Source organism: Flexivirga sp. YIM B11880, assembly GCF_058148645.1.
On record NZ_JBMAMH010000006.1, the window covers coordinates 151784 to 177903 of the forward strand.

The 26120-nt window shown below is 69.1% G+C and carries 27 protein-coding genes; 17 read left to right on the top strand and 10 right to left on the bottom strand.

The window, feature by feature from the left end; translation table 11 throughout:
• Positions 1 to 126 precede the first annotated feature (126 nt).
• The gene (locus ACN8HC_RS11335; protein ID WP_490074939.1) at positions 127 to 1119 is read right to left on the bottom strand and encodes an NAD-dependent epimerase/dehydratase family protein; all 993 of its coding nucleotides are present in this window, start codon (positions 1117 to 1119) and stop codon (positions 127 to 129) included.
• Positions 1120 to 1251: 132 nt separating this feature from the next.
• On the opposite strand from ACN8HC_RS11335, the gene pafA reads away from it, so the two are divergent.
• The 11 genes from pafA (at position 1252) to ACN8HC_RS11390 (ending at position 12304) form a co-directional block, all read left to right on the top strand.
• On the top strand, positions 1252 to 2613 hold the full coding sequence (pafA, locus tag ACN8HC_RS11340) for a Pup--protein ligase (protein WP_490074940.1): 1362 nt from the start codon (positions 1252 to 1254) through the stop codon (positions 2611 to 2613).
• Positions 2614 to 2701: 88 nt separating this feature from the next.
• On the top strand, positions 2702 to 3751 hold the full coding sequence (locus ACN8HC_RS11345) for an FKBP-type peptidyl-prolyl cis-trans isomerase (protein ID WP_490074941.1): 1050 nt from the start codon (positions 2702 to 2704) through the stop codon (positions 3749 to 3751).
• A 33-nt stretch (positions 3752 to 3784) separates the two neighbouring features.
• Positions 3785 to 4204, top strand: a complete 420-nt coding sequence (locus ACN8HC_RS11350; protein ID WP_490074942.1) for an FKBP-type peptidyl-prolyl cis-trans isomerase — start codon at positions 3785 to 3787, stop codon at positions 4202 to 4204.
• 18 nt (positions 4205 to 4222) lie between these two features.
• The gene (locus tag ACN8HC_RS11355) at positions 4223 to 5251 is read left to right on the top strand and encodes a cation diffusion facilitator family transporter (RefSeq protein WP_490074943.1); all 1029 of its coding nucleotides are present in this window, start codon (positions 4223 to 4225) and stop codon (positions 5249 to 5251) included.
• Between the two features lie 40 nt (positions 5252 to 5291).
• Entirely contained in the window at positions 5292 to 6266 is a 975-nt protein-coding gene (locus ACN8HC_RS11360) for a helix-turn-helix transcriptional regulator (protein ID WP_490074944.1), read from the top strand.
• Positions 6266 to 7234, top strand: coding sequence for a helix-turn-helix transcriptional regulator (locus tag ACN8HC_RS11365; protein ID WP_490074945.1), 969 nt, complete (start codon positions 6266 to 6268; stop codon positions 7232 to 7234). The genes ACN8HC_RS11360 and ACN8HC_RS11365 overlap by 1 nt, the downstream gene beginning before the upstream one ends.
• A 3-nt stretch (positions 7235 to 7237) precedes the next feature.
• Positions 7238 to 7561 carry a hypothetical protein gene (locus tag ACN8HC_RS11370; protein WP_490074946.1) on the top strand — a complete coding sequence of 108 codons (324 nt, stop codon included), beginning with the start codon at positions 7238 to 7240 and terminating at the stop codon, positions 7559 to 7561.
• A 51-nt stretch (positions 7562 to 7612) separates the two neighbouring features.
• The gene (gene tatA / locus ACN8HC_RS11375) at positions 7613 to 8014 is read left to right on the top strand and encodes a Sec-independent protein translocase subunit TatA (protein WP_490074947.1); all 402 of its coding nucleotides are present in this window, start codon (positions 7613 to 7615) and stop codon (positions 8012 to 8014) included.
• A 45-nt stretch (positions 8015 to 8059) separates the two neighbouring features.
• Positions 8060 to 8908 carry a twin-arginine translocase subunit TatC gene (gene tatC, locus ACN8HC_RS11380; protein WP_490074948.1) on the top strand — a complete coding sequence of 283 codons (849 nt, stop codon included), beginning with the start codon at positions 8060 to 8062 and terminating at the stop codon, positions 8906 to 8908.
• A 14-nt stretch (positions 8909 to 8922) separates the two neighbouring features.
• Complete coding sequence (locus tag ACN8HC_RS11385) at positions 8923 to 11724, top strand: DEAD/DEAH box helicase (RefSeq protein ID WP_490074949.1); 2802 nt, start codon at positions 8923 to 8925, stop codon at positions 11722 to 11724.
• Positions 11725 to 11755: 31 nt separating this feature from the next.
• Positions 11756 to 12304, top strand: coding sequence for a PH domain-containing protein (locus ACN8HC_RS11390; RefSeq protein WP_490074950.1), 549 nt, complete (start codon positions 11756 to 11758; stop codon positions 12302 to 12304).
• A gap of 4 nt (positions 12305 to 12308) precedes the next feature.
• Here the strand turns inward: ACN8HC_RS11390 and ACN8HC_RS11395 are convergent, their stop codons facing one another.
• A complete protein-coding gene (locus ACN8HC_RS11395; protein ID WP_490074951.1) occupies positions 12309 to 13238 on the bottom strand; it encodes a 5'-3' exonuclease in 930 nt (309 codons plus the stop codon).
• Positions 13239 to 13266: 28 nt separating this feature from the next.
• On the opposite strand from ACN8HC_RS11395, the gene ACN8HC_RS11400 reads away from it, so the two are divergent.
• Positions 13267 to 13710: an Lrp/AsnC family transcriptional regulator gene (locus ACN8HC_RS11400; protein WP_490074992.1), complete on the top strand. Its 444-nt coding sequence runs from the start codon at positions 13267 to 13269 to the stop codon at positions 13708 to 13710.
• 1 nt (position 13711) lies between these two features.
• On the opposite strand, the gene ybaK is transcribed toward ACN8HC_RS11400, so the two are convergent.
• Positions 13712 to 14218, bottom strand: a complete 507-nt coding sequence (gene ybaK, locus ACN8HC_RS11405; protein ID WP_490074952.1) for a Cys-tRNA(Pro) deacylase — start codon at positions 14216 to 14218, stop codon at positions 13712 to 13714.
• A gap of 312 nt (positions 14219 to 14530) precedes the next feature.
• Between ybaK and lnt the strand changes: the two genes are divergently transcribed.
• The 3 genes from lnt to ACN8HC_RS11420 are packed head-to-tail and all read left to right on the top strand — an operon-like array spanning position 14531 to position 17407.
• Entirely contained in the window at positions 14531 to 16126 is a 1596-nt protein-coding gene (gene lnt, locus ACN8HC_RS11410) for an apolipoprotein N-acyltransferase (protein WP_490074953.1), read from the top strand.
• Positions 16119 to 16913, top strand: a complete 795-nt coding sequence (locus tag ACN8HC_RS11415) for a polyprenol monophosphomannose synthase (RefSeq protein ID WP_490074954.1) — start codon at positions 16119 to 16121, stop codon at positions 16911 to 16913. Before lnt ends, ACN8HC_RS11415 begins: the two co-directional genes overlap by 8 nt.
• The gene (locus tag ACN8HC_RS11420; RefSeq protein WP_490074955.1) at positions 16910 to 17407 is read left to right on the top strand and encodes an FxsA family protein; all 498 of its coding nucleotides are present in this window, start codon (positions 16910 to 16912) and stop codon (positions 17405 to 17407) included. The genes ACN8HC_RS11415 and ACN8HC_RS11420 overlap by 4 nt, the downstream gene beginning before the upstream one ends.
• A gap of 54 nt (positions 17408 to 17461) precedes the next feature.
• On the opposite strand, the gene ACN8HC_RS11425 is transcribed toward ACN8HC_RS11420, so the two are convergent.
• The 4 genes from ACN8HC_RS11425 to ACN8HC_RS11440 all read right to left on the bottom strand — a co-directional run bounded on the left by ACN8HC_RS11425 (position 17462) and on the right by ACN8HC_RS11440 (position 21846).
• Entirely contained in the window at positions 17462 to 17821 is a 360-nt protein-coding gene (locus ACN8HC_RS11425) for an RNA polymerase-binding protein RbpA (RefSeq protein ID WP_490074956.1), read from the bottom strand.
• Between the two features lie 259 nt (positions 17822 to 18080).
• The gene (locus ACN8HC_RS11430) at positions 18081 to 19457 is read right to left on the bottom strand and encodes an MFS transporter (protein ID WP_490074957.1); all 1377 of its coding nucleotides are present in this window, start codon (positions 19455 to 19457) and stop codon (positions 18081 to 18083) included.
• Positions 19458 to 19521: 64 nt separating this feature from the next.
• Positions 19522 to 21066, bottom strand: coding sequence for an FAD-binding oxidoreductase (locus ACN8HC_RS11435; protein ID WP_490074958.1), 1545 nt, complete (start codon positions 21064 to 21066; stop codon positions 19522 to 19524).
• A gap of 63 nt (positions 21067 to 21129) precedes the next feature.
• Positions 21130 to 21846, bottom strand: a complete 717-nt coding sequence (locus ACN8HC_RS11440; RefSeq protein ID WP_490074959.1) for a DsbA family oxidoreductase — start codon at positions 21844 to 21846, stop codon at positions 21130 to 21132.
• 50 nt (positions 21847 to 21896) lie between these two features.
• Here ACN8HC_RS11440 and ACN8HC_RS11445 point away from each other — a divergent pair, with 50 nt between their 5' ends.
• Positions 21897 to 23006 carry a winged helix DNA-binding domain-containing protein gene (locus tag ACN8HC_RS11445; RefSeq protein WP_490074960.1) on the top strand — a complete coding sequence of 370 codons (1110 nt, stop codon included), beginning with the start codon at positions 21897 to 21899 and terminating at the stop codon, positions 23004 to 23006.
• A gap of 113 nt (positions 23007 to 23119) precedes the next feature.
• Complete coding sequence (locus tag ACN8HC_RS11450; RefSeq protein WP_490074961.1) at positions 23120 to 24313, top strand: ATP-binding protein; 1194 nt, start codon at positions 23120 to 23122, stop codon at positions 24311 to 24313.
• Here ACN8HC_RS11450 and ACN8HC_RS11455 read toward each other — a convergent pair.
• From ACN8HC_RS11455 to ACN8HC_RS11465, 3 genes are read right to left on the bottom strand one after another with little or no spacing between them, the layout of a single operon-like run.
• The gene (locus ACN8HC_RS11455) at positions 24238 to 24951 is read right to left on the bottom strand and encodes a (2Fe-2S)-binding protein (protein WP_490074962.1); all 714 of its coding nucleotides are present in this window, start codon (positions 24949 to 24951) and stop codon (positions 24238 to 24240) included. The genes ACN8HC_RS11450 and ACN8HC_RS11455 overlap by 76 nt on opposite strands.
• The gene (locus tag ACN8HC_RS11460) at positions 24948 to 25511 is read right to left on the bottom strand and encodes a hypothetical protein (RefSeq protein ID WP_490074963.1); all 564 of its coding nucleotides are present in this window, start codon (positions 25509 to 25511) and stop codon (positions 24948 to 24950) included. Before ACN8HC_RS11460 ends, ACN8HC_RS11455 begins: the two co-directional genes overlap by 4 nt.
• 40 nt (positions 25512 to 25551) lie before the next feature.
• On the bottom strand, positions 25552 to 25932 hold the full coding sequence (locus ACN8HC_RS11465) for a VOC family protein (RefSeq protein WP_490074964.1): 381 nt from the start codon (positions 25930 to 25932) through the stop codon (positions 25552 to 25554).
• Positions 25933 to 26120: the final 188 nt, after the last annotated feature.

Genomic DNA, 26120 nt, shown 5'->3' on the forward strand with positions numbered 1-26120 from the left:
GAGGCTCACCTAACGCCGAGAGGCTCAGCAAACAGCGGCTGGAGACCCCTGCATTGGTGAGCCTTTCGGAGTTTTCTGAGCCTCTCGGCAAGGGGGAGTCCGGCCACGCGAGCGCGTCGAGATGTCTCAGCTGCCGGCACCGAATTCGGCGAGGAGGGCGCGTTCGTCGTCCGCCGAGAGGCCGGCCTTGCGGGCACGGCCGGGCCCGGCCTGCAGCTCCCAGCCCAGCGTGTCGCGGATGGAGTCGGCGAGCGGCCGGGCGCGTAATCCGGCGGCGCGTGCCGCGGCGGGGGAGCGGGTCGCGAAACCGGCATACTCCGGCTGCGGCAACCACAACGGGAAGCTGCGCTCGCCGGCCCACGGTTCGATGCCATGCGCCGCGATCCAGTCCTGATCGACCGCCACCAGCTCACCGACGTGTCCCGCGACCTCACGAGCAGCCGCCAGGTAGTCCGCGAACGTCACGTGCTCGGTCGTCGTGTTGAAGACGCCGCCAGTGCGCCGCTCGGCCGATTCGACCAGCCACGCCGCAAGGTCGCGGGCGTCGATGAGCTGCACCGACGCCTGTGGTGCGTCGGGCACCAGCACCGACCCGTCGTCGGTCACCGGATGCGCAAAACGCAGTGGCCAGTAGCCGGTTCGGTCGCTGCGGTCGCCGGGACCGGTGATCAGGCCGGGCCGGGCAATGAGCGCGGCATCGCCGTATGCCGCCAGCACCGCCTCTTCGCACGCGACCTTGCACTCGCCGTACTTCTCGACCTCGAACGGTCCGTCCCAGGCGCGCAGCAACGGAGCCGACTCGTCCTGGCCGGGCACATCGTCCTGGGCGTAGACCGAGCAGGTGGACACCAGCGACCAGTGGCCCACTCGATCGCGCAGCGCCGTCACCGCGCCGCGCGCGTGCGCCGGGATCATCGTCACGTCGATCGCCGCGTCGAACTCGCCGGTCAACGCCGAATACGCGTCCGGATGATCACGATCGGCCGCCACCAGCGTTGCGCCGTCTGGTGCGGGACGGCCGCCTCTCGCCATACAGACCACCTCATGACCGCGGGCGAGGGCCGCCTGCACGATCTCGCCGCCGAGCCACGCCGTCCCACCCAAGACCAGAAGTCGCATGGCGCAACCCGATCACGCGGCCGGCGCCGGCCGCAACCGAATGCTGCTGACGGCAGACGCGTCAGACCGTGGCGGCAGCCCTGCCGGCATGGCGGCGGTTTGCGGACGTCCCTGCCAGGGCAGAATGAATCCATGGAACGGCGGATCTTCGGCATCGAGAACGAATACGGCGTCACCGGCACCTTCGACGGGCAGCGTCGACTCACGCCGGACGAGGTCGCGCGCTATCTCTTCCGCAAGGTGGTCTCCTGGGGCCGGTCCTCGAATGTGTTCCTCGGCAACGGCTCCCGGCTCTACCTCGACGTCGGCAGCCACCCCGAATACGCGACACCCGAATGCGACGACGTCCGCGAGGCCGTCGTCCACGACAAGGCCGGCGAGCGCATCATCGAAGGTCTGGTCGAGGAGGCCCAGGCCCGGCTGGTGGAGGAAGGCGTCGACGGCAAGATCTTCGTCTTCAAGAACAACACCGACTCGGCCGGCAACTCCTACGGCTGCCACGAGAACTACCTGATCGGTCGCGCGGGGGAGTTCCAGCAGGTCTCGGACATCCTCATCCCGTTCCTGGTGAGCCGGCAGATCACCTGCGGTGCCGGCAAGATCGCCGTGCTCGGTCACAAGCCGACGTTCTGTGTCAGCCAACGCGCCGACCACATCTGGGAGGGCGTCAGCAGCGCCACCACCCGGTCGCGGCCGATCATCAACACCCGCGATGAGCCGCACGCCGATGCCGAGCGCTTCCGCCGGCTGCACGTCATCGTCGGCGACAGCAACATGAGCGAGACCACGACGATGCTCAAGCTCGGCTCCGCACACCTCGTGCTGCGGATGATCGAGGACGGCGTGTCGATGCGCGACCTGAGCCTGGAGAACCCGATCCGCGCCATCCGGGAGATCAGCCACGACATCACCGGTCAGGCGCCCGTGCGGCTGGCGAACGGACGCGAGCTGTCGGCGCTGCAGATGCAGGCCGAATACTTCGAGCGGGCGCGCACGTATGTCGATCAGCACGCCATCACCGACGACCTCACCAAGCGGATCATGGATCTGTGGGAGCGCACGCTCACCGCCATCGAGACCGGCAATCTCGCCATGATCGACACCGAGATCGATTGGGTGATCAAGCACAAACTGCTCGACCAGTACTCGGCCAAACACGGCCTGGCACTTGACGATCCGCGGATGCTGCAACTGGACCTCACCTATCACGACATCAACCGCGAGCGGGGGCTGTTCTACCTGCTGCAGCGCCGCGGCAAGACGGCGCGCGTCTGCTCCGACGTGGAGATCTTCGAGGCGAAGACCTATCCGCCGCAGACGACCCGAGCCAAGCTGCGCGGTGACTTCATCCGCGCCGCGCAGGCCGCCCGGCGCGACTTCACCGTCGACTGGGTGCACCTGAAGCTCAACGACCAGGCGCAACGGACGGTGCTGGTCAAGGACCCGTTCAGCGCCAGCGACCAGCGGGTGGAACGGCTCATCGCCGGTATGTGAACTCCACCCCGGTGACATAAGGTCCACAGCGGGCTTCGTTATCGTGGCGCCCGCTCACCATCGTCCAGTTTTCAAGAGGTTCTTCGACGTGCGCCGAATCCCGCTCCGCCTGCTCGCGGCAGGCACCCTTCCCGTGCTCTTCCTGGCCGGGTGCGGCAGCAGCAGCTCCAACAGCAGTGGCAAGTCGTCCACCGCGTCGTCGTCGAAGTCCTCCGCGGCCAGCCCGTCGAGCTCGACCTCACTGCCGCCATACAGCGTCGCGGCCAAGGACGTGTCACCGATGAGCGACATCACGGTGACCACGCCGTCCGGCCAGAGCCCCAGCATCAAGCTCGGCTCGAAGCCGTTCCAGGTCAACAAGACCACGATCGAGGTCAAGAAGCAGGGCACCGGCGCCGCCGTGAAGTCCGACGAACTCGCCTCGGTCAGCTACGTCGCGATCGATGGGCGGACCGGCAAGACGCTGGCCGACACGTTCGCCAACAGCACCGGGCCGATGTACCTCAAGGACCCGACCCAGCTGCCGGGGCTGGTCAAGGCCGTGTCGGGCAAGAAGGTCGGCACCGTCGAGACGATCGCCATCCCGCCGCAGGACGCCTTCGGGTCGTCCGGGAACAGCCAGCTGGGCGTCACCCGCAAGGACACGATCGTCCTCTACCTGAAGATCAACGGCTCCAGTCCCAACATGGCGCACGGCACCACCGTCCCGCCGAAGAAGGGCATGCCGACGGTGAAATGGAACGGCATTCTGAAGCCGGCCACGATCACCATGCCGAACACCACCCCGCCCAAGAAGCTCGAGGTCGCGAACCTCATCAACGGCAACGGCGCCACGGTCAAGAAGGGCCAGACCCTCACCGCGCTCTACACCGGCGTGATCTGGACCAAGGGCAAGGCCGGCAAGGTCTTCGACTCGACGGGCAACGCCGGTCGCTACGGCGTGCCGGCCAGCTTCGTCATCGGCAAGGGCCAGGTCATCCCCGGCTGGGACAAGGCGCTGGTCGGCAAGAAGGTCGGTGACCGGGTCGAGATCGTCATCCCGCCGGCCGAGGGCTACGGCAGCAAGGGCAGCTCCGACGGCTCGATCAAGGGCACCGACACGATCGTGTTCGTCGTCGACATCGTCGCCGTCAGCTGACCCGTCACCCACATCCGGACAAGCGAGGACATCATGCCGTTCGACCCCAACACCACCAAGCCGGAGATCGACTTCCCGGGCGCGGAGCCGCCCACCGAGCTGGTGATCGAAGACGTCACTGTCGGTGACGGCGCGGAGGCTCAGCCGGGCGACCAGATCCAGGCGCACTACGTCGGCGTCGCCTGGTCCACCGGCGAGGAGTTCGACGCGTCCTGGAACCGCGGCGCGCCACTGGACTTCCGGGTCGGTGTCGGGCAGGTCATCCCCGGGTGGGACCAGGGCATCGTCGGCATGAAGGTCGGCGGGCGGCGCAACCTGGTCATCCCGCCGGAGCTGGCGTATGGCGAGCGTGGTGCCGGTGGCGCGATCGGCCCGAACGAGACGCTCATCTTCGTCGTCGACCTCGTCTCCACCAACAAGCCGGGCGCTGGGCGGGCATTCGGTCTGGGGTGACCAGATAGCGTGACGGCCATGGAGTCTCGTCACGAACCGGATCCGTTCGACGTCGGCATCAAGTCCGGCGAGGGCGGAGGCGAGAGCACCGTCACGGTACTGGTGGCGTTGGGCGCGAATCTGCTGGTGGCCATTGCGAAATCGTTCGCAGCGGTCCTCACCGCGTCCGCGTCGCTGGTGGCCGAAGCTGCGCACTCGTGGGCCGATGCGGGCAACGAGGTGTTCCTCTGGATCGCGGACAGGCGCTCCCGGCACCCCGCGGACCGACAGCACCCGCTGGGCTACGGTCGCGAGGCTTATGTGTGGTCGCTGTTCGCCGCTCTGGGCCTGTTCGTCGCCGGCGCAGCGGTGTCGATCTGGCACGGCATACAGGAGCTGATCCACCCGGAGGCCGCCGGTGACTTCGTGGTCGGCTATGTCGTGCTGGCGGTGTCGTTCCTGCTGGAGGGTGTGTCGTTCCTGCAGTCCGTCCGCCAGGCGAGCGCGGAGGCCGACCATTACGAACGTGAGCTGCTGGAGCACGTCCTGGCCACTTCCGATCCGACCCTGCGGGCGGTCTTCGCCGAGGACGCCGCGGCCCTCACCGGTCTGGTCATCGCCGCGGTCGGGCTCAGCCTGCACCAGGCCACCGGCTCGCCGACGCCGGACTCGATCGGCTCGATCCTGGTCGGCTGTGTCCTCGCCGTGGTGGCGGTGGTGCTGATCCGCCGCAACGTCGGCTTCCTCGTGGGGGAGGAGGTCTCGCCCGCGGTTCGTGCGGCGGCCCTCCGTGCGTTGCTCGCGCAGCCGGAGGTCGCTCGGGTGACCTATCTGCGGCTGGAGTTCGTCGGCCCTCGGAAGGTCTACCTGGTCGGCGACGTCGACCTGACCGGCGACCGGGCCGAGCATGTCGTCGCTGAACGCCTGCGTGCCTTGGAAGCGACGATCTCCGCCAGTCCCGCGGTCGCAGGCGCCGTGCTGAGCCTCTCCAGCGAGGACGAGCCGTCGCTGACCCCGGAGGACCCGCATCCGTCGGTCCCGCCGGCGAAACCCGGCGCGGAAGGCTGACCGTCGTACATCCGTCCGCACATGAGATAGCGTCGTGCCCATGGCTTCCCCGTCACCCGCCGCGAAGACCGAGCGGCTGCTCAACCTGGTGATCTGCCTGCTCTACACCCGTCAACCGTTGTCCAAGGCCCGGATCCGCGACGCCGTCCCGCAGTATGGCGAGGCCGCTTCCGACGAGGCGTTCGACCGGATGTTCGAGCGTGACAAGGACGAGCTGCGCGAGCTCGGCATACCGCTGCGGATGGAAGCGATCGACGCGTTCTTCGACGACGAGACCGGCTATCGGATCGACCGGCGCGAATACGCCTTGCCGGAGCTGTCGTTCGAGCCGGACGAGTTCGCCGTGCTCGGGCTGGCCAGTCGCACCTGGCAGCAGGCGAGCCTGGCGGGCGCCGCCGCGACCGCCATGCGGAAGCTGGAGGCCGCGGAGATCGAGCGCGACGCCAACTCGGTGGTGGGCCTGGAGCCACGCATCCACACCACCGAGCCCGCGTTCAACAGCGTCAAGGACGCCGTGCTGCGCCGTCAGGCGATCAGCTTCGGCTATCGCAAGGCCGGCGGCGGCGAAGCGGCACAACGGCGGATCCAACCGTGGAACGTCGCCAACTGGCACGGCCGCTGGTACGTCACCGGTTTCGACCTCGACCGCGAAGCGCCGCGAGTGTTCCGCTTGGGCCGCATCGCCGGTGCGGTCAAACGGATCGGCAAGCAGGGCGCCTATGACGTGCCCGCCGACCACGACCCGATCGCGATGATCGACGGCCCGGAGACGCCGCCCAGCACTGCGGTCGTGATCGTCCAGGACGGCGCCGGCAACACGCTGCGACGCCGCGCCCGGGAGAGCGCACCCGACGCGCACGGCACGCGCCTCTCCCTCGACTTCACCGACACGTCCGCACTGGCCGACGAGATCGCCGGCTTCGGCCCGGCCGTTCGGGTGGTCTCGCCACCCCACCTGGTCGACGCCGTCGTCCGCCGGCTGCGCGGTGCCCTCGACCGCAACGGAGCCGCCTGATGGCCACCACCCCCGAGAGCGCGACCGCCCGGCTGAGCCGCCTGCTCACGATGGTGCCGTGGCTGGTCAACCGCCAGGGCATCGACATCGCGGAGGCCGCCCAGGAGCTCGGCGTCTCGACCGAGCAGGTGGAGGCCGACCTGGCGCTGCTGTTCGTGTGCGGGACGCCCGGGCACATGCCCGACGACCTGATCGAGGCCGAGTGGGAGGAGGGCCGGGTCTTCCTGCGCAATGCCGACACGATCGCGCGGCCGCTGCGGCTCGGCCTCGACGAGGCGACTGCCCTGATCGTCGGACTGCGCACGCTCGCTGCCGTGCCCGGGCTGGACGAACGCGACGCCGTCGACCGGGCACTCGCCAAGCTGGTCGAAGCGACCGGTGATCTCGGCGCGGCCACTGACCGGGTGCGCATCGCTCTGGAGGCCGAGGTTCCGTCCAGCACCCTCACGACCGTGCGTGCGGCGGTCGCGGCCCACCAGCGACTGCACCTGTCCTACGTCGTGCCGTCCCGCGACGAGACCACCGAGCGCGATGTCGACCCGATGCGGGTCGTCTCGCTCGACGGCAACTGGTATCTCGAAGGCTGGTGTCACCGCGCCCAGGACGTCCGGCTGTTCCGCCTCGACCGCGTCGCCGCCGTGCGATTGCTCGACGAGGACGGCACACCACCCACGGAGGCGCGGCCCCGCGACCTCGACTCGGGGCTCTTCACCCCGGGCCCGGACGACCTGACCGCAGTGCTCGAGCTGCAGCCCGACGCGTCCTGGGTGATCGACTACTACCCGACCGGCGAGGTCCAGCGTGGCGCGGACGGCGTGCTCACCGTGTCGTTCCGCACCGCCGACCTGCGCTGGCTGCGGCAGTTGGTATGGCGCCTCGGCGGCTCCGCCCGCGTGCTGGAGCCGACGTCACTGCGCGCCGAGGTCGCGGACGGTGCCCGCGACGCGCTCGCGGCATACGAGGACTAGCGCGTGCACTGGTGGGAGTGGGTGTTGCTGTGGCTGGCCCTCGCGGTGTTCGGCGCGGTGTATGTCGGCTGGCGGCTCTGGCGGTTGTGGAAACCGTTGAAGCTGCTCGGCACCGAGCTCGCGCTCGCCCAGCAACTACTCGCCGAAGTGGAGGCGCGGGTCGACGAGTTGGAGCAGCAGCTCCACACCGTCGACGACCTCGCGGTGTTCCGCGATCCGGCCGAGTTGCGGCAGCACCGGGCCGATCTCAAGGCGCACCGACGCGCGGAGCGCGCCGCACGCCGGAAGGCACACCGCCCGGACTGGGCACATCACGTAGAGTGGTAGTGACGGTGCGGGACACGGTCCTTTCCCGCAGCCAATCAACAGGAGCTGGTTATGTTTCGTGGAGCCCTAGAGCCGTGGCACCTCCTCATCCTCGTGCTCATTGTGGTGATCCTCTTCGGCTGGAAGAAGCTGCCCGATGCGGCACGCAGTCTGGGACGGTCTGCCCGCATCCTGAAGAGCGAACTGGCGGATGACGACCACAAGAGCTCGGCCTCCGGCCAGACCGTTCCCGGTCAGACCCAGCCGCCGACCGGTGCCGCTCCGGGTGAGGCACCCGTGCCCGGGGCCACCCCGTACCCGCCGCAGCAGGGCCAGCAGCAGCCCTACCCGCAACAGGGTTACGCCCAGCCGCCGCAGGGTTATCAGCAACCCAACCCGGGCTACCAGCAGGGTCAGCAGCAGGCACCGGCGGGTTACCCGCAGCAGGGCAACACCCCCGGCAACGGCAACTGATCACCGTCCCGCTCGGGACCTTCGGCGCAGGACGACACACGACACATGGCCCTTTTGCGGCGGAAGGACAATCCGGAAGCCCGGATGTCCCTCGGCGAACACTTCCGCGAGTTTCGCCGGCGCGCCCTCATTGCCGCCGTCGCCATCCTGATCGGCGCAATTGTTGCCTGGATCTACTACAACACCATCTACGGCTGGGTGGAGTCGCCGCTCCGGACCGTGCAGGCGCGGCACCACCTTGCCGTGGTTGGCCTCAACTTCGGGAACGGCGGCGTCTCCGAACCGTTCACCATCAAACTGAAGATCTCCCTGTGGAGCGGAGTCATTCTGGCCAGCCCGATCTGGCTGTGGGAGATCTGGGCGTTTCTGGCCCCAGGCCTCACCAAGAAAGAGAAGCGCGTCGGGGTCGCCTTCATGGCCGCGGCCGTGCCGCTCTTCGTTCTCGGCTGCTACGTCTCGCATTTCGCGATCACCAACGCGGTCGACTTCCTCATGGGCAGCACCCCGCAGGTCAACGGCCCGGACCACACGCCGATCTACAACCTCACCGACGCGCAGAAGTACGTCAGCTTCGTGACGAAGTTCATCGTCGCGTTCGGCCTCGCATTCCTGCTGCCGGTCTTCCTGGTCGGGCTCAACCAGATCCGGGTCTTTCCGGGACGCATCATGCTCAAGGGCTGGCGGGTGGCTGTCATGGTCATCGCGGTGTTCTCCGCGATCATGAGTCCCTCGCCCGATGCCTGGTCCATGCTGGCGCTCATGGTCCCGATGGTCCTGCTCTACTTCGCGGCCTGCGGGGTGTCGCTCTTCCTCGACCGGCGCCGGGCCGGCAAGGAGGAGAAGGCCAGGTCGGAGTGGCTCGACGTGCCGGACGACGAAAAGTCCCAGTTGTGAACTAGCCTGCGGGCATGCCGGATTCCGTCGAGCCCGAGGACCGTTCCAGCACCCGACGAGGCGGGTTCGACTCCACACACATCGATCGCTTCGCGGAGGGCTACGACTTTCCGTTCGACGACTTCCAGCGCCGCGGCATCGAGGCGGTGCAGTCCGGTCGCGGCGTGCTGGTGGCGGCGCCGACCGGCGCGGGCAAGACCATCGTCGGCGAGTTCGCGGCATACCTCGCCCTGCACACCGGCCGCAAAACCTTCTACACCACCCCGATCAAGGCGCTCTCCAACCAGAAGTATGCCGACCTGTCGGCTCGCCACGGATCCGCGAATGTCGGCCTGCTGACAGGGGATTCGTCGATCAACGGCGAAGCGCCGATCGTGGTGATGACGACCGAAGTGCTGCGCAACATGATCTACGCGGCGTCCACGACGCTGGACAAGCTCGGCTTCGTGGTGATGGACGAGGTGCACTACCTCGCCGACCGGTTCCGCGGCGCCGTGTGGGAGGAAGTCATCGTCATGCTCGCCCCGTCGGTGCAGCTGATCTCGCTGTCCGCGACGGTCAGCAATGCCGAGGAGTTCGGCGACTGGCTGCGCGAGGTCCGCGGGAACACCAAGGTGATCGTCGAGGAGCACCGGCCGGTGCCGCTGTGGCAACAGATGATGGTCGGGCCGTCGCTGATGGACCTCTTCGTCGACGACGGCAAGGACCACCTGCGCGTCAACCCGCACCTGCTACGACGGATCGAGCAACTCAGCCAGGAGCGACGCGACCAGCGGCACGGGCGCCGGGAGGACGCCGGCGCGCCCCGCGGTCGTCGCGGCCGCATCCGCGGCGGGCGCGACAGCGGGCCGGTGCGTGGGGGACGGCCGGCGCGCGGACCGAGCCGGCCGCAGGTCATCGAAGCGCTGGACCGGGACGGGCTGCTGCCCGCCATCACGTTCATCTTCAGCCGGGCCGGCTGTGAGGGCGCGGTCGCCCAACTGCTGGCCTGGGGCACCAACCTCATCCCCGACAAGGAAGGCGACCGGGTGCGCCGCCTGGTCGAGGAGCGGGTCGCGGCGCTGCCGGAGGAGGATCTGGCCGTCCTCGGTTACTACGACTTCGTCGAAGGACTCAGCCGCGGCTTCGCCGCCCACCACGCCGGGATGCTGCCGACCTTCCGCGAGATCGTCGAAGAGCTGTTCACCGACGGCACGATCAAGGCCGTCTTCGCCACCGAAACCCTCGCCCTCGGCATCAACATGCCCGCCCGGACGGTCGTGCTGGAGCGGCTGGTCAAGTACAACGGCGAGACGCACGCCGACATCACGCCCGCCGAATACACCCAGCTGACCGGCCGCGCCGGGCGACGCGGCATCGACTACGAGGGACATGCGGTCGTGCTCTGGGGGCCGGGGGTCGACCCGCACGAGCTCGCCGGACTCGCGTCGACCCGCACCTACCCGCTGCGGTCGTCTTTCGTGCCGACCTCCAACATGGCCGTCAACCTGGTCGAACGGGTCGGCCGGTGGCGCGCCGGGCAAGTGCTGGAGCAGTCGTTCGCCCAGTTCCAGGCGGACCGGTCGGTGGTGGGCACCGCCCGCGCCATACACCGCAACGAGGAGGCGCTCGAGGGGTATGCCGAAGCGATGCGCTGCCACCTCGGCGATTTCGCCGAATACGCGGCGTTGCGAAGGGAACTCGCCGATCTCGAGAAGTCCGCAGCGAAGCGGCGCTCGGCGAGCCGGCGCGCGGCTGCAGCGGTCTCGCTGCACGAGCTGCAACCGGGTGACATCATCCGGGTGCCGGAGGGCCGACGGTCCGGATACGCGGTTGTCCTCCCGGGGTCGCGCGGCAAACGCGGGGACGGCGACAGCGTCACGGTGATCAACGCCGACGGGCAGTTGCGCCGGGTGACCGAGACCGACATACCAGATGCGGCGGCGCCGGTCGGCCACATCACGATCCCGCGGATGTTCCAGAGCAGGTCCCCGCGCTCGCGGCGCGACCTCGCCTCCACCATGCGCAACAAGCTCCGCGACGAACCGCCGCCCAGCCCCCGCGAACTCCGTGCGCAGGAGGTAGCCGACATCGAGGGCTCCAGTGCCGAGATCGACCGGCTGAAGCAGGCCTTGCGGGACCACCCGTGTCACGACTGCCCTTACCGGGAGCAGCACGCGCGGTGGGCCGAGCGGTGGTGGAAGCTGCGCCGGGAAACCGACGGACTGCAACGCCAGGTGGACCGCCGCACCCACTCGGTGGCGCGCACCTTCGACCGGATCTGCGACCTGCTCGCCGAGCTGGGCTACCTCGACGGCGACGGGACCGCGGTCACCGACCGCGGCCGGGTCCTCCAGCGCATCTACACCGAGAAGGACCTGCTCGCCGCCGAATGCCTCGAGCACGACGTATGGCGCCGCCTCGACCCACCGTCCCTCGCGGCCGTCGTCTCGGCACTGGTCTACGAGGCGCGGCGGGACGGCGGGGGAGAGGCACCGAAGATCCCGGGCGACCAGACACGCGATGCCCTCGCCCGAATGGACGACATCACGCGCGGCTTGCAGGACTCCCAGCGCCGGCTCGGCCTGACCCCGATGTCGGACCTCGATGCCGGTATGGCGTGGGTCATGCATCGCTGGGCGAGCGGCGGCCGGCTGGAGACCGTGCTGCGCGACAGCGAACTGTCAGCGGGCGACTTCGTCCGGCGCTGCAAGCAGGTGGTGGACCTGCTCGACCAGATCGCCGACGCCGGCCCGCACGACGGAGTCCGCCGCACCGCACGCACGGCGATCGACAAGGTGATGCGTGGCGTCGTCGCCGCCGACAGGTTGGACTGAAAGCTCACCCCCGACATGGCAGGATGCCCGCATGGCGTTCTCGGCAAAGCACCTCGCGCGTGGCGAACAGATCGACCTGGAGCTGCGCACGCACATCAAGGAGATCTTCTTCCCCCTGGTGATCGGCGTCGTCACGATCGTCCTCGCACTGGCGGGATCGATCTGGTTCAGCAACAAGGGCTGGTCGGGCTGGCTCACCCTCGCCCTGTGGATCCTTGCCGTGATCGTGCTGTGTGTCTTCGTGCTGGTGCCGGTGCTTCGCTGGCTCACCACGATCTACGTCATCACCAACCGGCGGCTGATCACCCGGCGCGGCATCATCAACAAGTCCGGCCGGGACATCCCGCTCTACCGCATCAACGACGTGTCCTACGAGAAGTCGCTGCTGGACCGGATGTTCGGCTGCGGCACGCTGATCATCAGTGACGCCAGCGAGCAGGCCGGCGTCCGCCTGCACGACGTGCCGCGCGTCGAGAACGTCCAGGTGCGGCTCAATGAGTTGCTCTACCACCTGGACGACGGTGGAGACGACGACGGCACCTTCCCGCCGAACGATCCTCGAACGCACCGGGGTCGCTGACGGCTCAGAGCAGCCCGAGCGCCTTGAGGACGCGCGCGACGGGGGAGTTCAGGTCGTGCTCCTCGGTCAGCCGCCGCAGTGTGGCCGGATCGGCGATCTCCTGGGGGAGTGCTGCGCGGAAACCCGTGGGCAACGGGATGTCCTTGACCACCTCCACGACTCGGGGAGCCGCGTCGAGGTAATCGCTCGCCGCCTCCAGCCGGCTGCGTTGCGCGCCCTTGAGCGCCGGGTCGCCGGAGTCGATGGCGGCACGCAGGCCGGCCAGGTCGCCATACCGGCCGATGAGGGTGGCAGCGGTCTTCTCGCCGATGCCGGCGACGCCCGGCAGGCCGTCGCTGGTGTCACCGCGCAACACCGCCATGTCGGCGTATGCCGCCCCGGAGGACACACCGTACTTCCGCTCGAGGTACGCCTCGTCCACCACATCCGGCTCCCGGACACCGCCCTTGGCGGTGTAGAGGATCCGCACGCTCTGCGCGTCGTCGACCAACTGGAACAGATCCCGGTCCCCGGTGACCACGTCCACCTGCGCCTGCCCGTGCGCACCCACCGCGAGCGTGCCGATCACGTCGTCCGCCTCGTAGCCGTCGGCACCCAACCGCGCCAGCCCGATCGCCGCCAGCACGTCGACGATCACCGGCACCTGCGGCGTGAGGTTCTCCGGCGACTCCTCGATGCCGTCGCTGCCGTCCACCATCCGGTGCGTCTTGTATGACGGGATCGCGTCGACCCGGAACGCCGGACGCCAGTCGTTGTCCCAGCAGGCGACCAGCTCGGTCGGCGCATGATCGGTGACCAGCGTGGCGATCATGTCCAGGAAGCCGCGAATCGCGTTGTTCGGCATCGCGTCCGGTGACGCCCGCCGGTCCGGCACGCCGTAGAACGCTCGGAAGTACAGACTCGCCGAATCCAGCAGCATCAGTCGTCGTTGCATGGCTTACATGCTGCTCTACAGTGCGGACATGGAGGAACTCGACCGGCGGATCGCGTCGCTACTGGCCCAGGACGGACGGCTCAGCTACACCGACCTCGGCAAGGCCACCGGCCTGTCGACCTCCGCGGTCCATCAGCGCGTCCGCCGTCTGGAGGAGCGAGGCGTGATCCGCGGCTACCGGGCGATCGTCGACCACGAGGCCGCCGGTGTGCCGCTCACCGCGCTCATCTCGGTGACTCCGTTCGACCCGTCGGCGCCGGACGACATACCCGACCGGTTGCGTCACCTGACCGCGATCGAGTCGTGCTTCTCGGTCGCGGGTGACGAGAACTACGTGCTCAAGGTCCGCGTCGGCGGCCCGGGGGCGCTCGAGGTGCTGCTGGGCGAGATCCGCGCGGCGGCATCGGTCACGACGCGCACGACCGTCGTGCTCAGCACGCCGTGGGAGGACCGCACGCCGCTCGCGGAGTGACTCAGCGCGCGATCCCGGCCAGCCGCCCACCGGCCAGCCGCAGCAGATCCGCGGGCGCGAGTTCGACGTCGAGGCCGCGGCGACCGCCACTCACCAGCACGGTGTCGTGATCGGTGGCTGACGCGTCGACGACAGTGAGCAGCGGACGTTTCTGGCCGAGCGGGCTGATGCCGCCCACCAGATAGCCCGTCGTGCGCTCGGCAACTGCCTGATCGGCCAACCCGGCACGTTTGCAGCCGAGTTCGCGTGCCAGAGCCTTCAGGTCGAGCTGCTTGTGGACCGGCACGACGGCCACCACCAGTCCCTTGTCGGCGGACCGATCGGTCTGCGCGACCAGCGTCTTGAAGACCCGCGCCGGAGCGACACCGAGCACCTCGGCCGCCTCCATCCCGAAGGACACAGCACTCCGGTCGTGCTCGAATTCGTGGACCGTGAAGACGGTCCCCGAACTGTCGAGCAACTCGATCGCGGGGGTGCCTGAGGTGTTCTTGGCGCGGCGCGGTGTCACGCGTACATCATGGCCGTCGGCGTGTTGCCGCCGACACGCCGGGCATCCTGAAAAACTTCTGGACAGCGAGAGCCGCCGTGACCTGCGGAAACGTGCGTTTGTGCAGGTCAGCGCCCAGTTGACAGCAGCGAGCGGACAGGTAGATTCCTGTTTCACCGTTCGGGCTCGCCCGCCGCGAGATCACGGACCAATGGTGGGTGGATGGGCCCCTCGTCTAGTAGAAAACGTGCACGTGCCGGAATCGGCCGCGGGTATTGGTCCCAACGACGAGGGAGCCCATCTGCGCCCGGGTCGCCGCTATAGGCTGACCGGGTGATCCTGCGCCTCGCTCTGGCCGTCGCAGGCGGTCTCTGTCTCTGGCTGTCCTTCCCGGGCGCGGCCATCTGGCCGGCCGCCATCGCCGGCGTCGCCCTGCTCGCCCTGGCCACCAAGGGCACGCGTGCGCGCACGGGTTTCCTGCTCGGTCTCGTCGGCGGCTTCGCCTGCTTCGGCCCGACCCTGCACTGGGCCGGCACCTACGTGGGCGCCCTGCCCTGGCTGGCGCTCGCGATCACCGAGTCGGTCTACATCGCGCTGATGGGCGCCGCCTGCTCCCTGGTGCAGTCGGCTCGCCGGTGGGAACGCCTCCCGGGATGGCTCTCACCGCCCGACGGTCCGCACGTGCGGCCACTGGCGATCGCGCTGCTGTGGGTGCTGCAGGAAGCCGTCCGTGACTCCATGCCGTTCGGGGGCTTCCCGTGGGCCCGGCTCGCCTGGACCACCGCCGGATCGCCCCTGGCGCATCTGGCTTCGATCTGTGGTGCGCCCGGGCTCACCTTCGTCGTCGCCCTGCTCGGCGGCTGGCTGGCATTGGCGATCGACCGGGTCCGCCGAGGTATGCCGCCCGCCCGCGCCGTCCTGCCGCGCCTGTGGCCGGTGGTGGCGGCGCTGGCCGTCGTCGGCGTCGCGGTCGTCTATCCCACGCCGACCGGCGGGAAACGGCTCCAGGTGCTCGCCATACAGGGCAACGTGCCGACGGCAGGTCTCGAGTTCAACGCCCAGCGACGGGCGGTCCTCGACCACCATGTCAAGGAGACGGACAAGGCCGCCGCGCTCATCCGGGAGGGGAAGCTGCCGGAGCCGGCGCTGGTCATCTGGCCGGAGAACTCCTCGGACATCGACCCGACCCGCAACGCGGACGCCGGCACCGAGATCGTCCAGACCGTCGACCGGATCGGCGTGCCGCTGATCGTCGGTGCCGTACTGCAGGAGCCGGCCCCGCAGACCAGCAACACCTCGCTGCTCTACCTGCCCGGCAAGGGCATCGTCGCCCGCTACGTCAAACAGCACCCGGTGCCGTTCGCGGAATACATGCCCTACCGGTCGTTCTTCCGGCATTTCACCAAGACCGTCGACCTCGCCGGCAACTTCGCGGCGGGGCACAAGACCGGCCTGTTCCAGGTGCCCACCAAGACCGACGGTGTCGTCACGGTGGCACCGGTGATCTGCTTCGAGGTGGCCTACGACTCGCTGACCCGCAAGCCCGTGCAAGACGGCGCGCAGCTCCTGGCAGTGCAGACCAACAACGCGACCTTCGGCTACACCGCGGAGTCCGAGCAGCAACTCGCCATCTCGCAGGTGCGCGCCATCGAGCTGGGCCGGTCGATCGTGCACATCTCGACCGTGGGTGTCAGCGGCCTGATCACCCCCGACGGAGTGGTCCATGACAGGACCAGCCTGTTCACCCCGGCGGCGCTGTCCGGCGCGCTGCCGCTGCGCTCGGAGGAGACCCTTGCCGTCCGTCTGGGTGCGGTGCCCGAATGGCTTGGCTGTGCCGCAGCTGTGCTGCTGTGTGCGGTCGCGATCGCCGGCAACCGGTCGACCCGTCGCCGCATCAGGACCACCGAGGAAGTTCACCAGCTTGTCTGACGCCATTCACGACCGTCCCGCTCTCGACAAGCTGCTGGTACTGGTCCCGACATACAACGAGCGCGACAACCTGCCGCGCATAGTGCGGCGGATCCGGGACAGCGTGCCGGACGCCGACGTGCTGGTGCTCGAGGACAACTCGCCGGACGGCACTGGTGCGGTCGCCGATGCACTGGCCGCGGCCGACGACCGGGTGCAGGTGATGCACCGTGCCGGCAAGGAAGGTCTCGGCACGGCCTATCTGGCCGGCTTCGCCTGGGGCCTCGAGCGTGGCTACGACGCGCTCATCGAGATCGACGCCGACGGCTCCCACCCGCCGGAGCGCCTGCCCGCCATGCTCGCGGCGGCGGGTGACGCGGATGTGGTGATCGGTTCGCGGTGGATCCGCGGTGGCAAGGTGGTCAACTGGCCGTTGCACCGCAAGGCACTCAGCATCGGCGGCAACATCTACGTCAAGACGCTGCTCGGTATGCCGGTCAACGACGCGACCGCCGGATTCCGGGTCTACCGAGCGGACGCGCTCCGGACGATCGGGCTGGAGGGAGTCGACTCCTACGGGTACTGCTTCCAGGCCGACCTGACCTGGCGCGCGATCCGTGCCGGCCTGCGGGTCGTCGAGGTTCCGATCACCTTCGTCGAGCGCGAGATCGGGCAGTCGAAGATGAACCCGGACATCGCGCGGGAGTCGCTGCGCAACATCAGTCGGTGGGGTTGGGAGTACCGGCGGGCTCAGCTTCGTTCTATCGGTGAACGTCTCGTGCACCGACCGAAGGACCGCCAGAAATGACCACCGTCACCCACCGCGCACCGTTCTGGGCCCGGCTGCTCTTCGCGACCGCTCTCTGCCTGCCGATCGTCGAGGTCGTCGTGATCGTCCTGGTCTGGCACGTCATCGGCTGGTGGACGTTGCTCGCGCTGGCGGCGTGCTTCTGCCTCGGGCTGCTCGTGATCAAGCGTGCCTCGGTCGGCGCCACTCGCGAGTTGCGGACCGCCATGGCCGAACGCCGGCCGCCCGCGAAGGAGGTCTCGGACGCGCCCCAGGCGCTGGTCGGCGGCATCCTGCTGCTCATCCCCGGCTTCGTGACCTCGCTGCTCGGGCTGATCCTCATCCTGCCGGGGATGCGGTCAGTCTCACGGCGGATCGTGCAACTGGCCGTGGGCCGCCGGCTCGGCGGGGGAGCGGTCCGCGTGGTCGATTACACCGCGACTCGCACCGACTTCCGCGCCGGCGATCCGGAGGTCATCGAGGCAGAGGTCATCGACGAGAAGCACGACCACTGACACATGCGACAAGGAGCCGACCGGATGTCCGGTCGGCTCCTTTTCGTATGACGCTCAGGCGGAGCGCTTGCGGCGCGGCTTCTCACCGCGTGAGGCGCGCAGCAGGGTCAGCCGCTCCTGCAGCAGCTCCTCGAGCTCCGGGATGGAGCGACGCTCCAGCAGCATGTCCCAGTGGGTGCGCTGCGGCTTGACCGGCTTGCGGTCCGGCTCCGGGCCGTCCTGCAGCTTGGCCTCGGCTCCGCACCGGCATTCCCACAAGCTGGGCACGTCCGCCTCGACGGAGAACGGCAGCTCGCTCACGTGGCCCTCCGGACACACGTAGCGCACGATCTGCCGCTCGCTGAAGGCAATGCCTTCCTCGGTCTCCAGCGACAAGGTGCTGAGGTTGGTGCCTCGCAAGGAACGCTCTGCCATGACCAATCACTTCTCTCTCGTATCGGGCCTCCCCGAGACCTTCCCCCCTCGGGTCCATCCGTCTCGGCGATCTATGTCGTGCAACGGTCTATCGGGGCGTGATGTTCCCAGGCCGTCGCAGTCAGGACGTCGCAGCACGGCAAAAGGTTGCGCATGATACGTCCGCGGCCGTCACACCATGCCGGAAGCCCGCGAAAATGTCACATCGAGGACGTTCGGAGTGATCACTCTCACGCCCCGCAGGCTGGGCCGCGACCCGTCATACCACCTGAGGCGGAGTGTTGCCGGCCGCCACGATGCCTTCGCGCACCCGCACACCGCGCAGCAACACCGCGCCGACCCCGAAGAAGATGACCAGCGCCACGATGGAGTAGCGGTAATCGCGGAACCACTGGAACACCAGCCCGAAGACGAGCGTGCCGAGCCAGCTCGTGCCGCGCTCCATCGCCTGGTAAAGGCTGAAGAACTCCGACTCGCGGCCGGCCGGGACCAGACCGCTGTAGAGCGAGCGCGACAGCGACTGGCTGCCGCCGAGCACCAGCCCGATGCCGGTCGCGAGCGCCAGCCAGAGGACCAGCTGACGTGCGGGCAACAGGCAGGCGAGGCACACGACCGCGGTCCACAGGAACAGGCTGGAGTAGATCATCCGCTGGGCGCCGTGCCGTGCGGCGAGCCGGGCGAACGCCATGGCGCCGAAGAACGCGACGATCTGCACCAGCAGGATGGTCACCACCAGCTCGCTGTCGCTGAACTTCAGTTGTTTACTGCCGTAGAGGCTGGCCGAGGCGATGACCGTCTGCATCCCGTCGTTGTAGAACAGATAGGCCAGCAGGAAGCGCTTGGTCTGCGGGTAGTGCTGCAGGGAGGCGAAGGTGCTGCGCAGCTGACGGAGGCCGCCGAGGCGGTCCTGCGGCTGCCCGGGACGAGTGCCGGCGAGGCCGCGCAGCCCGCGCAACGGGATGATCGCGAAGAGTCCCCACCAGATGCCGGCGGCCAGGAACGCCACCCGGACGGCACCGGCCTTGTCGAGGCCGAAGGCGCCGTGCACGACGAGCAGGACGAGCGTGGCGGCCAGCAGCGAGCCGCCGCCCAGATAGCCGTAGGCCCAGCCGCGCGCCGAGACGTAGTCGCGGTCGTCGGGCGGGGTGATCCGGATCATGATCGCCGAATAGACGATCAGCGCGGCGCCGAGGCACAGATTGGCGATGATCGCGAGGATCACGCCGAGTTGCCAGTCGGTGCCGCCGATCGCGACCATCGCGGCGGCGGCACCGGCCCCGACATACGTGAAACCCGCCAGGTAGCGCAGCGGATGCGTCGACCGGTCGACGACCGCCCCGGCGAAGATCAGCACGACCGCCGAGATGATGGTGGAGACGGTGAGGATGTAGGGGACCAGCGAACCGGGCGCCACGCCGATCCCGAGCACGTGCAGGTTGTTGTTGCAGGCCACGTCGCTCGCCTGGCCCGGGCAGGCCACCTTGTTCGCGATCGAGGTGAGGTATGGCGAGAAGAGCACGGCGGCGGTGACCGTGACGTATGACGCGGCCGCCCAGTCGTACCAGTACCAGCTGTGTTGCAGGCGTTGCTGCTCCGGATCGGAGACTCGCTCGATGCGGCCGCGCAGCAGGGTCACGCGCGACACTGTGGCACACCGGCGACCGGCATCGCGAGCGTCCCGGCCGGCGCCGCCGGATCCGTCATACGACCAGACCACTGTGCAGCCGCCGGGGCGGGTCGTAGGCGTGTCGCACCGTCGCCAGCCGGGCGGTGTTGCCGGCGTAATAACGGTGGGCCGGCTGACCCGTCTCCAGGTAGTTGACGTAGCCACCGGACGAGGACTTGCCGAGTTGCCGGTGCGCGTCGGCGATCCAGGCCTGCGCCGAGGCATAGCCGGTGCCGCCGGCATACCACTGCACGGACGCGACGTGATGACGCCACGGGAACGCGGTGGCGGCGCCACCGGGATCGGACACCGCTCCGGTCAGCGGGTCGAGCAGCGCGCTGCCGGGCTGCCCGGTGCGCGAGCGGGCGACCACGGCGTGCTCGATCGCGGTCGCTGCGGTCGTGTCGAGCGAGGCGAGCACGTCGCTGCCGGCGGTGAAGCCTTGCCGCTTGGAGGTGACCCCGCCACCGAGGTAGACCGCGGCATCCAGATAACTGAACCGTCGATAGTTCGTGGCGGTGGGAGCGACGCCGACCTGCTTGAGGAGCGAGGCAGCGGCAGACCGTTCGTCGCCGCTCTCGGTCACGCCCAGGATGCTGACATGCAGCCTGCCGCCGCCGATGGCGTCGACGTGGACGCCGGCCCACCGGGAGCGGCTCGCCGTGCCGATCCAGCGCGCCCAGCCGGTCATCACCCGGACCGCCGAGCTGCTGGGGAAGGTGAGCGTGAAGATGCCCTTGCCGGTCGCGGCATGGGTGGCGAAGCGCATCGCGGTCACCAGGCCGCAGTTGCCGCCGCCTCCGCCGCGCAGGGCCCAGAAGAGGTCGGCGTGGTGGTGCGCGTCGGCGATCACGGTGCTGCCGTTCGGGAGCGCAATCTCCGCGGCGGTCAGCCGGTCGGAAGTCAGGCCCCGGGCGCGCGACTCGACGCCCAGTCCGCCGCCGAGCGTCAGACCTGCCACGCCGACCGTCGGACAGGTCCCCGTCGGTATGCCGCGGCCGTGCGCGGCGAGGGTCTTCTTGACGGCATACAAGGTGGCGCCGGTGCCGACGCGCACCGTACGGTCGCTCGCGCGATAGCTGACCGAGTTCAGCGGTCGCATGTCGAGCACCAGCGTGCCGTTCGCGGCCGAGGCGCCGACGTAGGAGTGGCCGCCGCCGCGCGGTGCGATCTGCAGGCCGTGCTCGGCGGCGAAGTGCATCGCGCGGGCGATGTCGTCGGTGCGCTCGACGACCATGACAGCGGCCGGTTTGTTGTTGTCGTAGCGGGTGTCGAAGACGAGCTTGGTCCGGTTGTAGGGACCCGTGCCGGGCAGGTCGACCGGCCCTTTGACGGTGCGGGCGAAGGCCACCCAGTCCTTGGTCGTCGCGGAACGGACGCCGGAGGTCGAGGCGCTCAGCCTCGAGGAGGCGGCGGATGTCGGAGCCGCCGTCGATGTGGTTGCGGTGGTCGACGTCGCCGCGGACGTCGACGCGGTGGAGCTACCCGCCGAGGTCGACGAGGTCTTGCAGGCGGTCAGCGCGGCCACCAGGCCGCCGGCGGAGAGGGCGAGTGCGTCGCGTCGGGTCACCGAGGTCATGCCGAGTAGGACGCCGCAGCACCGTGCCGCGTTGGCACACCGTCTCGTTCTCGGCGCTGACCGTCACTCAGTCGTGTCGCGTGCCGGTACGGCGCAGCCGTCCGGACCGCAGGCGGCACCCTCGGTGCCCTGCATCACCAGCGGGTGCGTCTCGGCCCAGGCCTGCTCGAGCGCGGCGGTGAACGTCTGCGCCGGCTGGGCTCCCGAGATGCCGTACTTGTCGTCGATGACGAAGAACGGGACCCCTTGGATGCCGTAGGCATGTGCCTGGGCGAAGTCCTGCTCGACCTCGGAACGAAGCTGCGGATCGTCGAGCGCCGCACGGACGTCGGCTGCTGCCAGACCGTGCCGAACACCGATCGCCACCAGCTCTGCCGGGTCACCGATGTCGACGCCGTGCTCGAAGTGCGAGCTGAGCAGATCCTCCTTGACCGCGTCGGCGACGCCGTGCCTCGCCGCGAGATGGAGCAGGTGGTGCGCGCGCAGGCTGTTGGCCACCACGAGGTTGTCGAAGTCGTAGTGCAGGCCTTCGCCGGCCGCCTGCTCCGCGACGTGACTGAACATCTGCCGGACGTTCTCGCGCGGCATACCCTTCCGCTCGGCCAGGTAGTCCAGCTCGGTGCCGTCGTAGTGTTCGGGCAGGCTGGGGTCCAGTTGGTAGCTGTGCCAGGTGATTTCAATGTCATCGGCGTGCGCGAAGCCGCGCAGGCCGGCTTCGAAGCGACGCTTGCCGATGAAACACCAGGGGCACGCGACGTCAGACCAGATGTCGACCTTCATGTATGCCGCAACGGCGTCCGGTCGGCGCGCATTCCACTACGGTGCAGGACGTGGCCGCACGACCGCATCAGCTGACCCAGGCACAGGCGCGACGCATCGCGGTGCGCGCGCAGCTGCTCGCCGCTCCTCGCCCGGCCGAGCTGCTCGACGTCGTGCGCCGCCTCGGTTCGGTGCAGATGGATCTGACGGCAGCCGTCGTGCCGAGTCCGGAGCTGGTGTGCTGGAGCCGGCTGGGCCTGGCATACCGACTGGGCGGCCTCGACGACCTCTTCGACGCACGTGAGGTCGTCGAACTGCGCGGCCGGGTGCTAACCGCCGACGACATCCGGCTCTACCGCGCCGAACTCGCCGACTGGGGCGAGCACCCGTTGACGGAGTGGCAGGAGTCGGTCGCCGAATGGGTGGAGGCGAACGACCTGTGCCGACGGGACATCCTCGACCGGCTCGCCGAGGAGGCACCGCTGCCGGCGGCGGCGTTCGACGACACCTGCGAGCTGCCGTGGCGATCGACCGGCTGGACGAACAACCAGAACGTCGTGCGGCTCATCGACTTCATGGAGAGCAGGGGAGAGGTCGCGGTGGCCGCCCGCGGCGAGCGTGGGGAGCGGCTGTGGGATCTCGCCGAGCGCGTCTACCCGGAGACCGACACGGTGCCGCTGGAGGAGGCGCTGCGCGAGCGCGCGAGCCGTGCGTTGCAGGCGCTCGGCGTGATGCGTCCGAAGGTCTACGACCTGGCCGGCAACACGCGCACGGAGTTCGAGCCGCCGGGGCGGCCGGCCGTGATCGAGGGGGTGCGCGGCCGGTGGTGCGTCGATCCTGTGCTGCTGGATGCGCCGTTCCGTGGCCGCACCGTGTTGCTGTCGCCGCTCGACCAGCTCGTCTTCGACCGCAAGCGGATGACCGAGATCTTCGGATTCGACTACCAGCTGGAGATGTACAAGCCCAAAGCGAAGCGGCGCTGGGGCTATTGGGCGTTGCCGATCCTCGACGTCGACCGGCTGGTCGGGAAGGTCGACGCCTCGGCCGACCGCGAGCGGGGCGCGTTGGTGGTGCATGCGATCCACGAGGACGAACCGTTCTCCACGGCCTTGCGAGGTCGCGTGGACCGTGAGATTGCGGCGCTGGCCACTTTTCTCGGTCTAGTGGTGCGCACGGCGTGACAGCTCGTGCCGGACCCGGCACGAGCAGCTGGTGGATTGCGCGCCGCGTGTCGGTGACTCCCGATACGGTTGGAGACGATTCCGGCGAAACGTATACATCGAGACGAGGCGACATGGTCCAGCCGAGCCCCTACACGCCCGGTGCCGTGGCGCGCGAAACACCAGGCCGCAGAAGGCAGCTGGCTGAGGCTTCGGAGCGACTGGACATGATGGCGGCACTCGGGCGCCTCGTGCCGCGCATCCGGGTTGATCACGGTCCCCGTGGTGTGGGCAAGACCTCTTTGCTGCGGCAGATCGAGCAGCGCGCGCAGGCGAAGGGTGCGATCACCATCTGGGTGACCGCGGGGGAGTCGGCCGGGCTCGTGCCGGCGATCGCCGATGGCGCGGAGCGGCTCGTGCGCCGGTGGCCGGCCAAACTGCGCCAGAAGGTCGCGACCGCGCTGTCACACCTCGAGCTGAAGGTGACCGGAGGGGTGCCCGGTGTGGCCAGCATCGAGGCCGCGTGGAGCGCGCCGGGGGCCGGTCGCCGGGCGCGTGGGGCGACCCGCGAATTCGAGGATCTCATCGTGGCGACCGTGGAGGCTGCGCTCGAACGGCGCTACACGGGATTGGTGATCCTGGTGGACGAGGTGCAGGCGGCCGATACCGCGAGCCTGCGGACGATCTCCTACGCCTGGCAGCACTTCCAGTCCGAGCGGCGCACGCTCCCGGTGGCACTGTTCGCTGCGGGCCTGCCCGAGAGCGTCAGCGTGATCAACGCGGCGGTCAGCAACTCCGAGCGCTTCGCCTACCGCCAGCTGAAAGACCTGCCGCCCGACGCAGCCGCGGTGGCTCTCGCGAACCCGGCCCGTGAGCTCGGGGTGGGATGGAGCGCGGACGCGATCGACGCCGCGGTCCGGTATGCCGCCGGCTATCCGCACACCGTGCAACTGATCGGCGAAAACGCTTGGCGGCACGCCGGTTTCCCCAACCCGGGCGGGACGATCCGGCGGGAGCACGTGGAGCAGGCCGCCGAGGACGTCGAGGAGGACCTGCGCCAGCTGTTCACCGCACGCCTGTCCAAGGTGACGCGTGAGGTCGAGCTGGCGTTCGTGCTCGCCATGGCACAACTCGGGGATGGGCCGGTGCGCCGCAGCGCCATCGCCGCAGCGATGGGCAAGCCGACGGACGCGCTCGGGGTGCCGCGCAGCCGGTTGATCGGTGCCGGCATCATCACCGACAGCAGCCACGGTTACGTCGAGTTCACCGTGCCGGGCTTCGCCGCCTTCGTGCGGGAGACGCACGACCTGGCTGCTCCGGCGGACTGAAGCACGCAGTCACCGCACAACGACTCGGTGGCTCGGTAGATCAGGCAACAGCTCCTGCGGCGGAAACCCTCGCCGACCCGGAGAGTTCCACCGTCGAGGCGCGGATCGGCCAGCAACCGGTCGGCGGCGATCCGCGCGGCGGGCACGAGGTCCGGCCGTGTCGTTCGGAGGAGCGTGATGGTGCTGTTGGCCGCCGATCCGATGTTTCCCCAGAGCACGTGAGGGCTGACGCCATACAACCGCTGCACGCGTTGCGTCAGATCGACGATCGCGCTCTCCTGCAATGGGTCGGACGACGTGCTCGCCCGGCTGAATGACAGCCGTACCCAACCGGTTTCGTCCTGGCGCCACCAGCTCGAGGTCGGTTGCAGATCGAGTGACCGGCCGAGCGCGACCGCACAGAGGTATGCCGAGACCAGGCGCGCGGACAGGCCGAACTGCTCGGTCGAGGCAGCCGTTCGGGCATCGACCCGCGCCTGCCCGGGCCGGGAGAGCGCGTCTCTCACACGCTCGACCCGTGCCTGCAACGCTGGGTCGCTGATCCGGGTGGAGAGCGGCTCCCAGTCGCCCGACGGGCGGTCGGCGCTCGCGTGCAGGTCGAACGCGAGGGCCGGGCCGAGCCGGAACGGGTCGCTCATGCAGCCGCGATCCGGTCGATCAGCTGCAGCAGCGGCTCCGGAGCGCGCTCGGTGTCCAGCGCAGCGGACAGAGCGCCGGCCAGAAGCTCCTTGCGGCCGGACGCGACTCCGCAGAACCGGTGCAGCTGCTCGACGAGGGGTCGGTCCTGCCAGGCCGGTTGCTGCCGCAGGGTTGTGAGCTTGGGCTCGAGGCCGAGTCGCGCGATGACGTCGACGCACTGCTCCGCGCCGAGTGCGCGAATCAGCTCTTCCTCGAGATCGCGATGACAGATGAAGAAGCCGTATGCCGCCAGGTCGCTCACGTCACGGACCGGCATCCCCACCGCCTGCAGCGCTTGTTCGACGAATCGCACCTCGGGTGCATCGCACAATCCGAGGACCTCGAATTCGCCGCCCAGGCGGTGCAGTTGGACCAGCTCGCGGTGGATGTTGGTGACGCCACCGAGGTTGACCAACTCCACGTCGTCCAGGCTGAGGCGGAAGGCGGCGGCGAGCCCGGTGACAGCGGCGACGTCGCTGACTCCCTCGAGCAGGACGATCTTGCGCACTGCGGTTCGCATGCGGTCACCTCCTGTCCGTCTCTTCGACTCTACGCAGCGCTCAGTCCGGTCGGACCGTGGTCAGACAGAAGAGGTGACCGGCCGGGTCGACCATCACCCGCCACCGGCTCGGCGCAGGCTGGAAGCCGGCCTCGCGCGCGCCGAGCGCGACGGCAGCCGCGACATCCCGCTCGAGGTCTTCGGCGGCGAGGTCGAGGTGCATCTGCTGCCGCTGCTCGCCATCGGGCCACGCCGGCGGAATGTGGTCGGGCACTTGCATGAAGGTGAGCATCGGTCCGGCTCCGGACAGGCACACGACGCTGCGGTCCGGCGTCGCGAAAGTCTCTGCCAAGCCGAGCAATTGAGCATAAAACCTGGCGAGTGCATCGGGGTCCGGACAGTCGATGGAGATCGAGGCGAGTGGTACGACGCGTTCTGTCATGTCGCACACCGTACGTGCCGTCGCGGACAGAGCTTGCTCGGTCACCCTGGCGTGTGGAAGCCGCCGCTGCTGTACAGCACCTGGCCGGTGATCCACCCTCCTGTCCGTTCGCCGACTGGCGCACGAAGCGCCGACTGGCACACTTACCGCCGAGTGGCACACGTGCTGCTGCGCCACTCGCCGGTAGT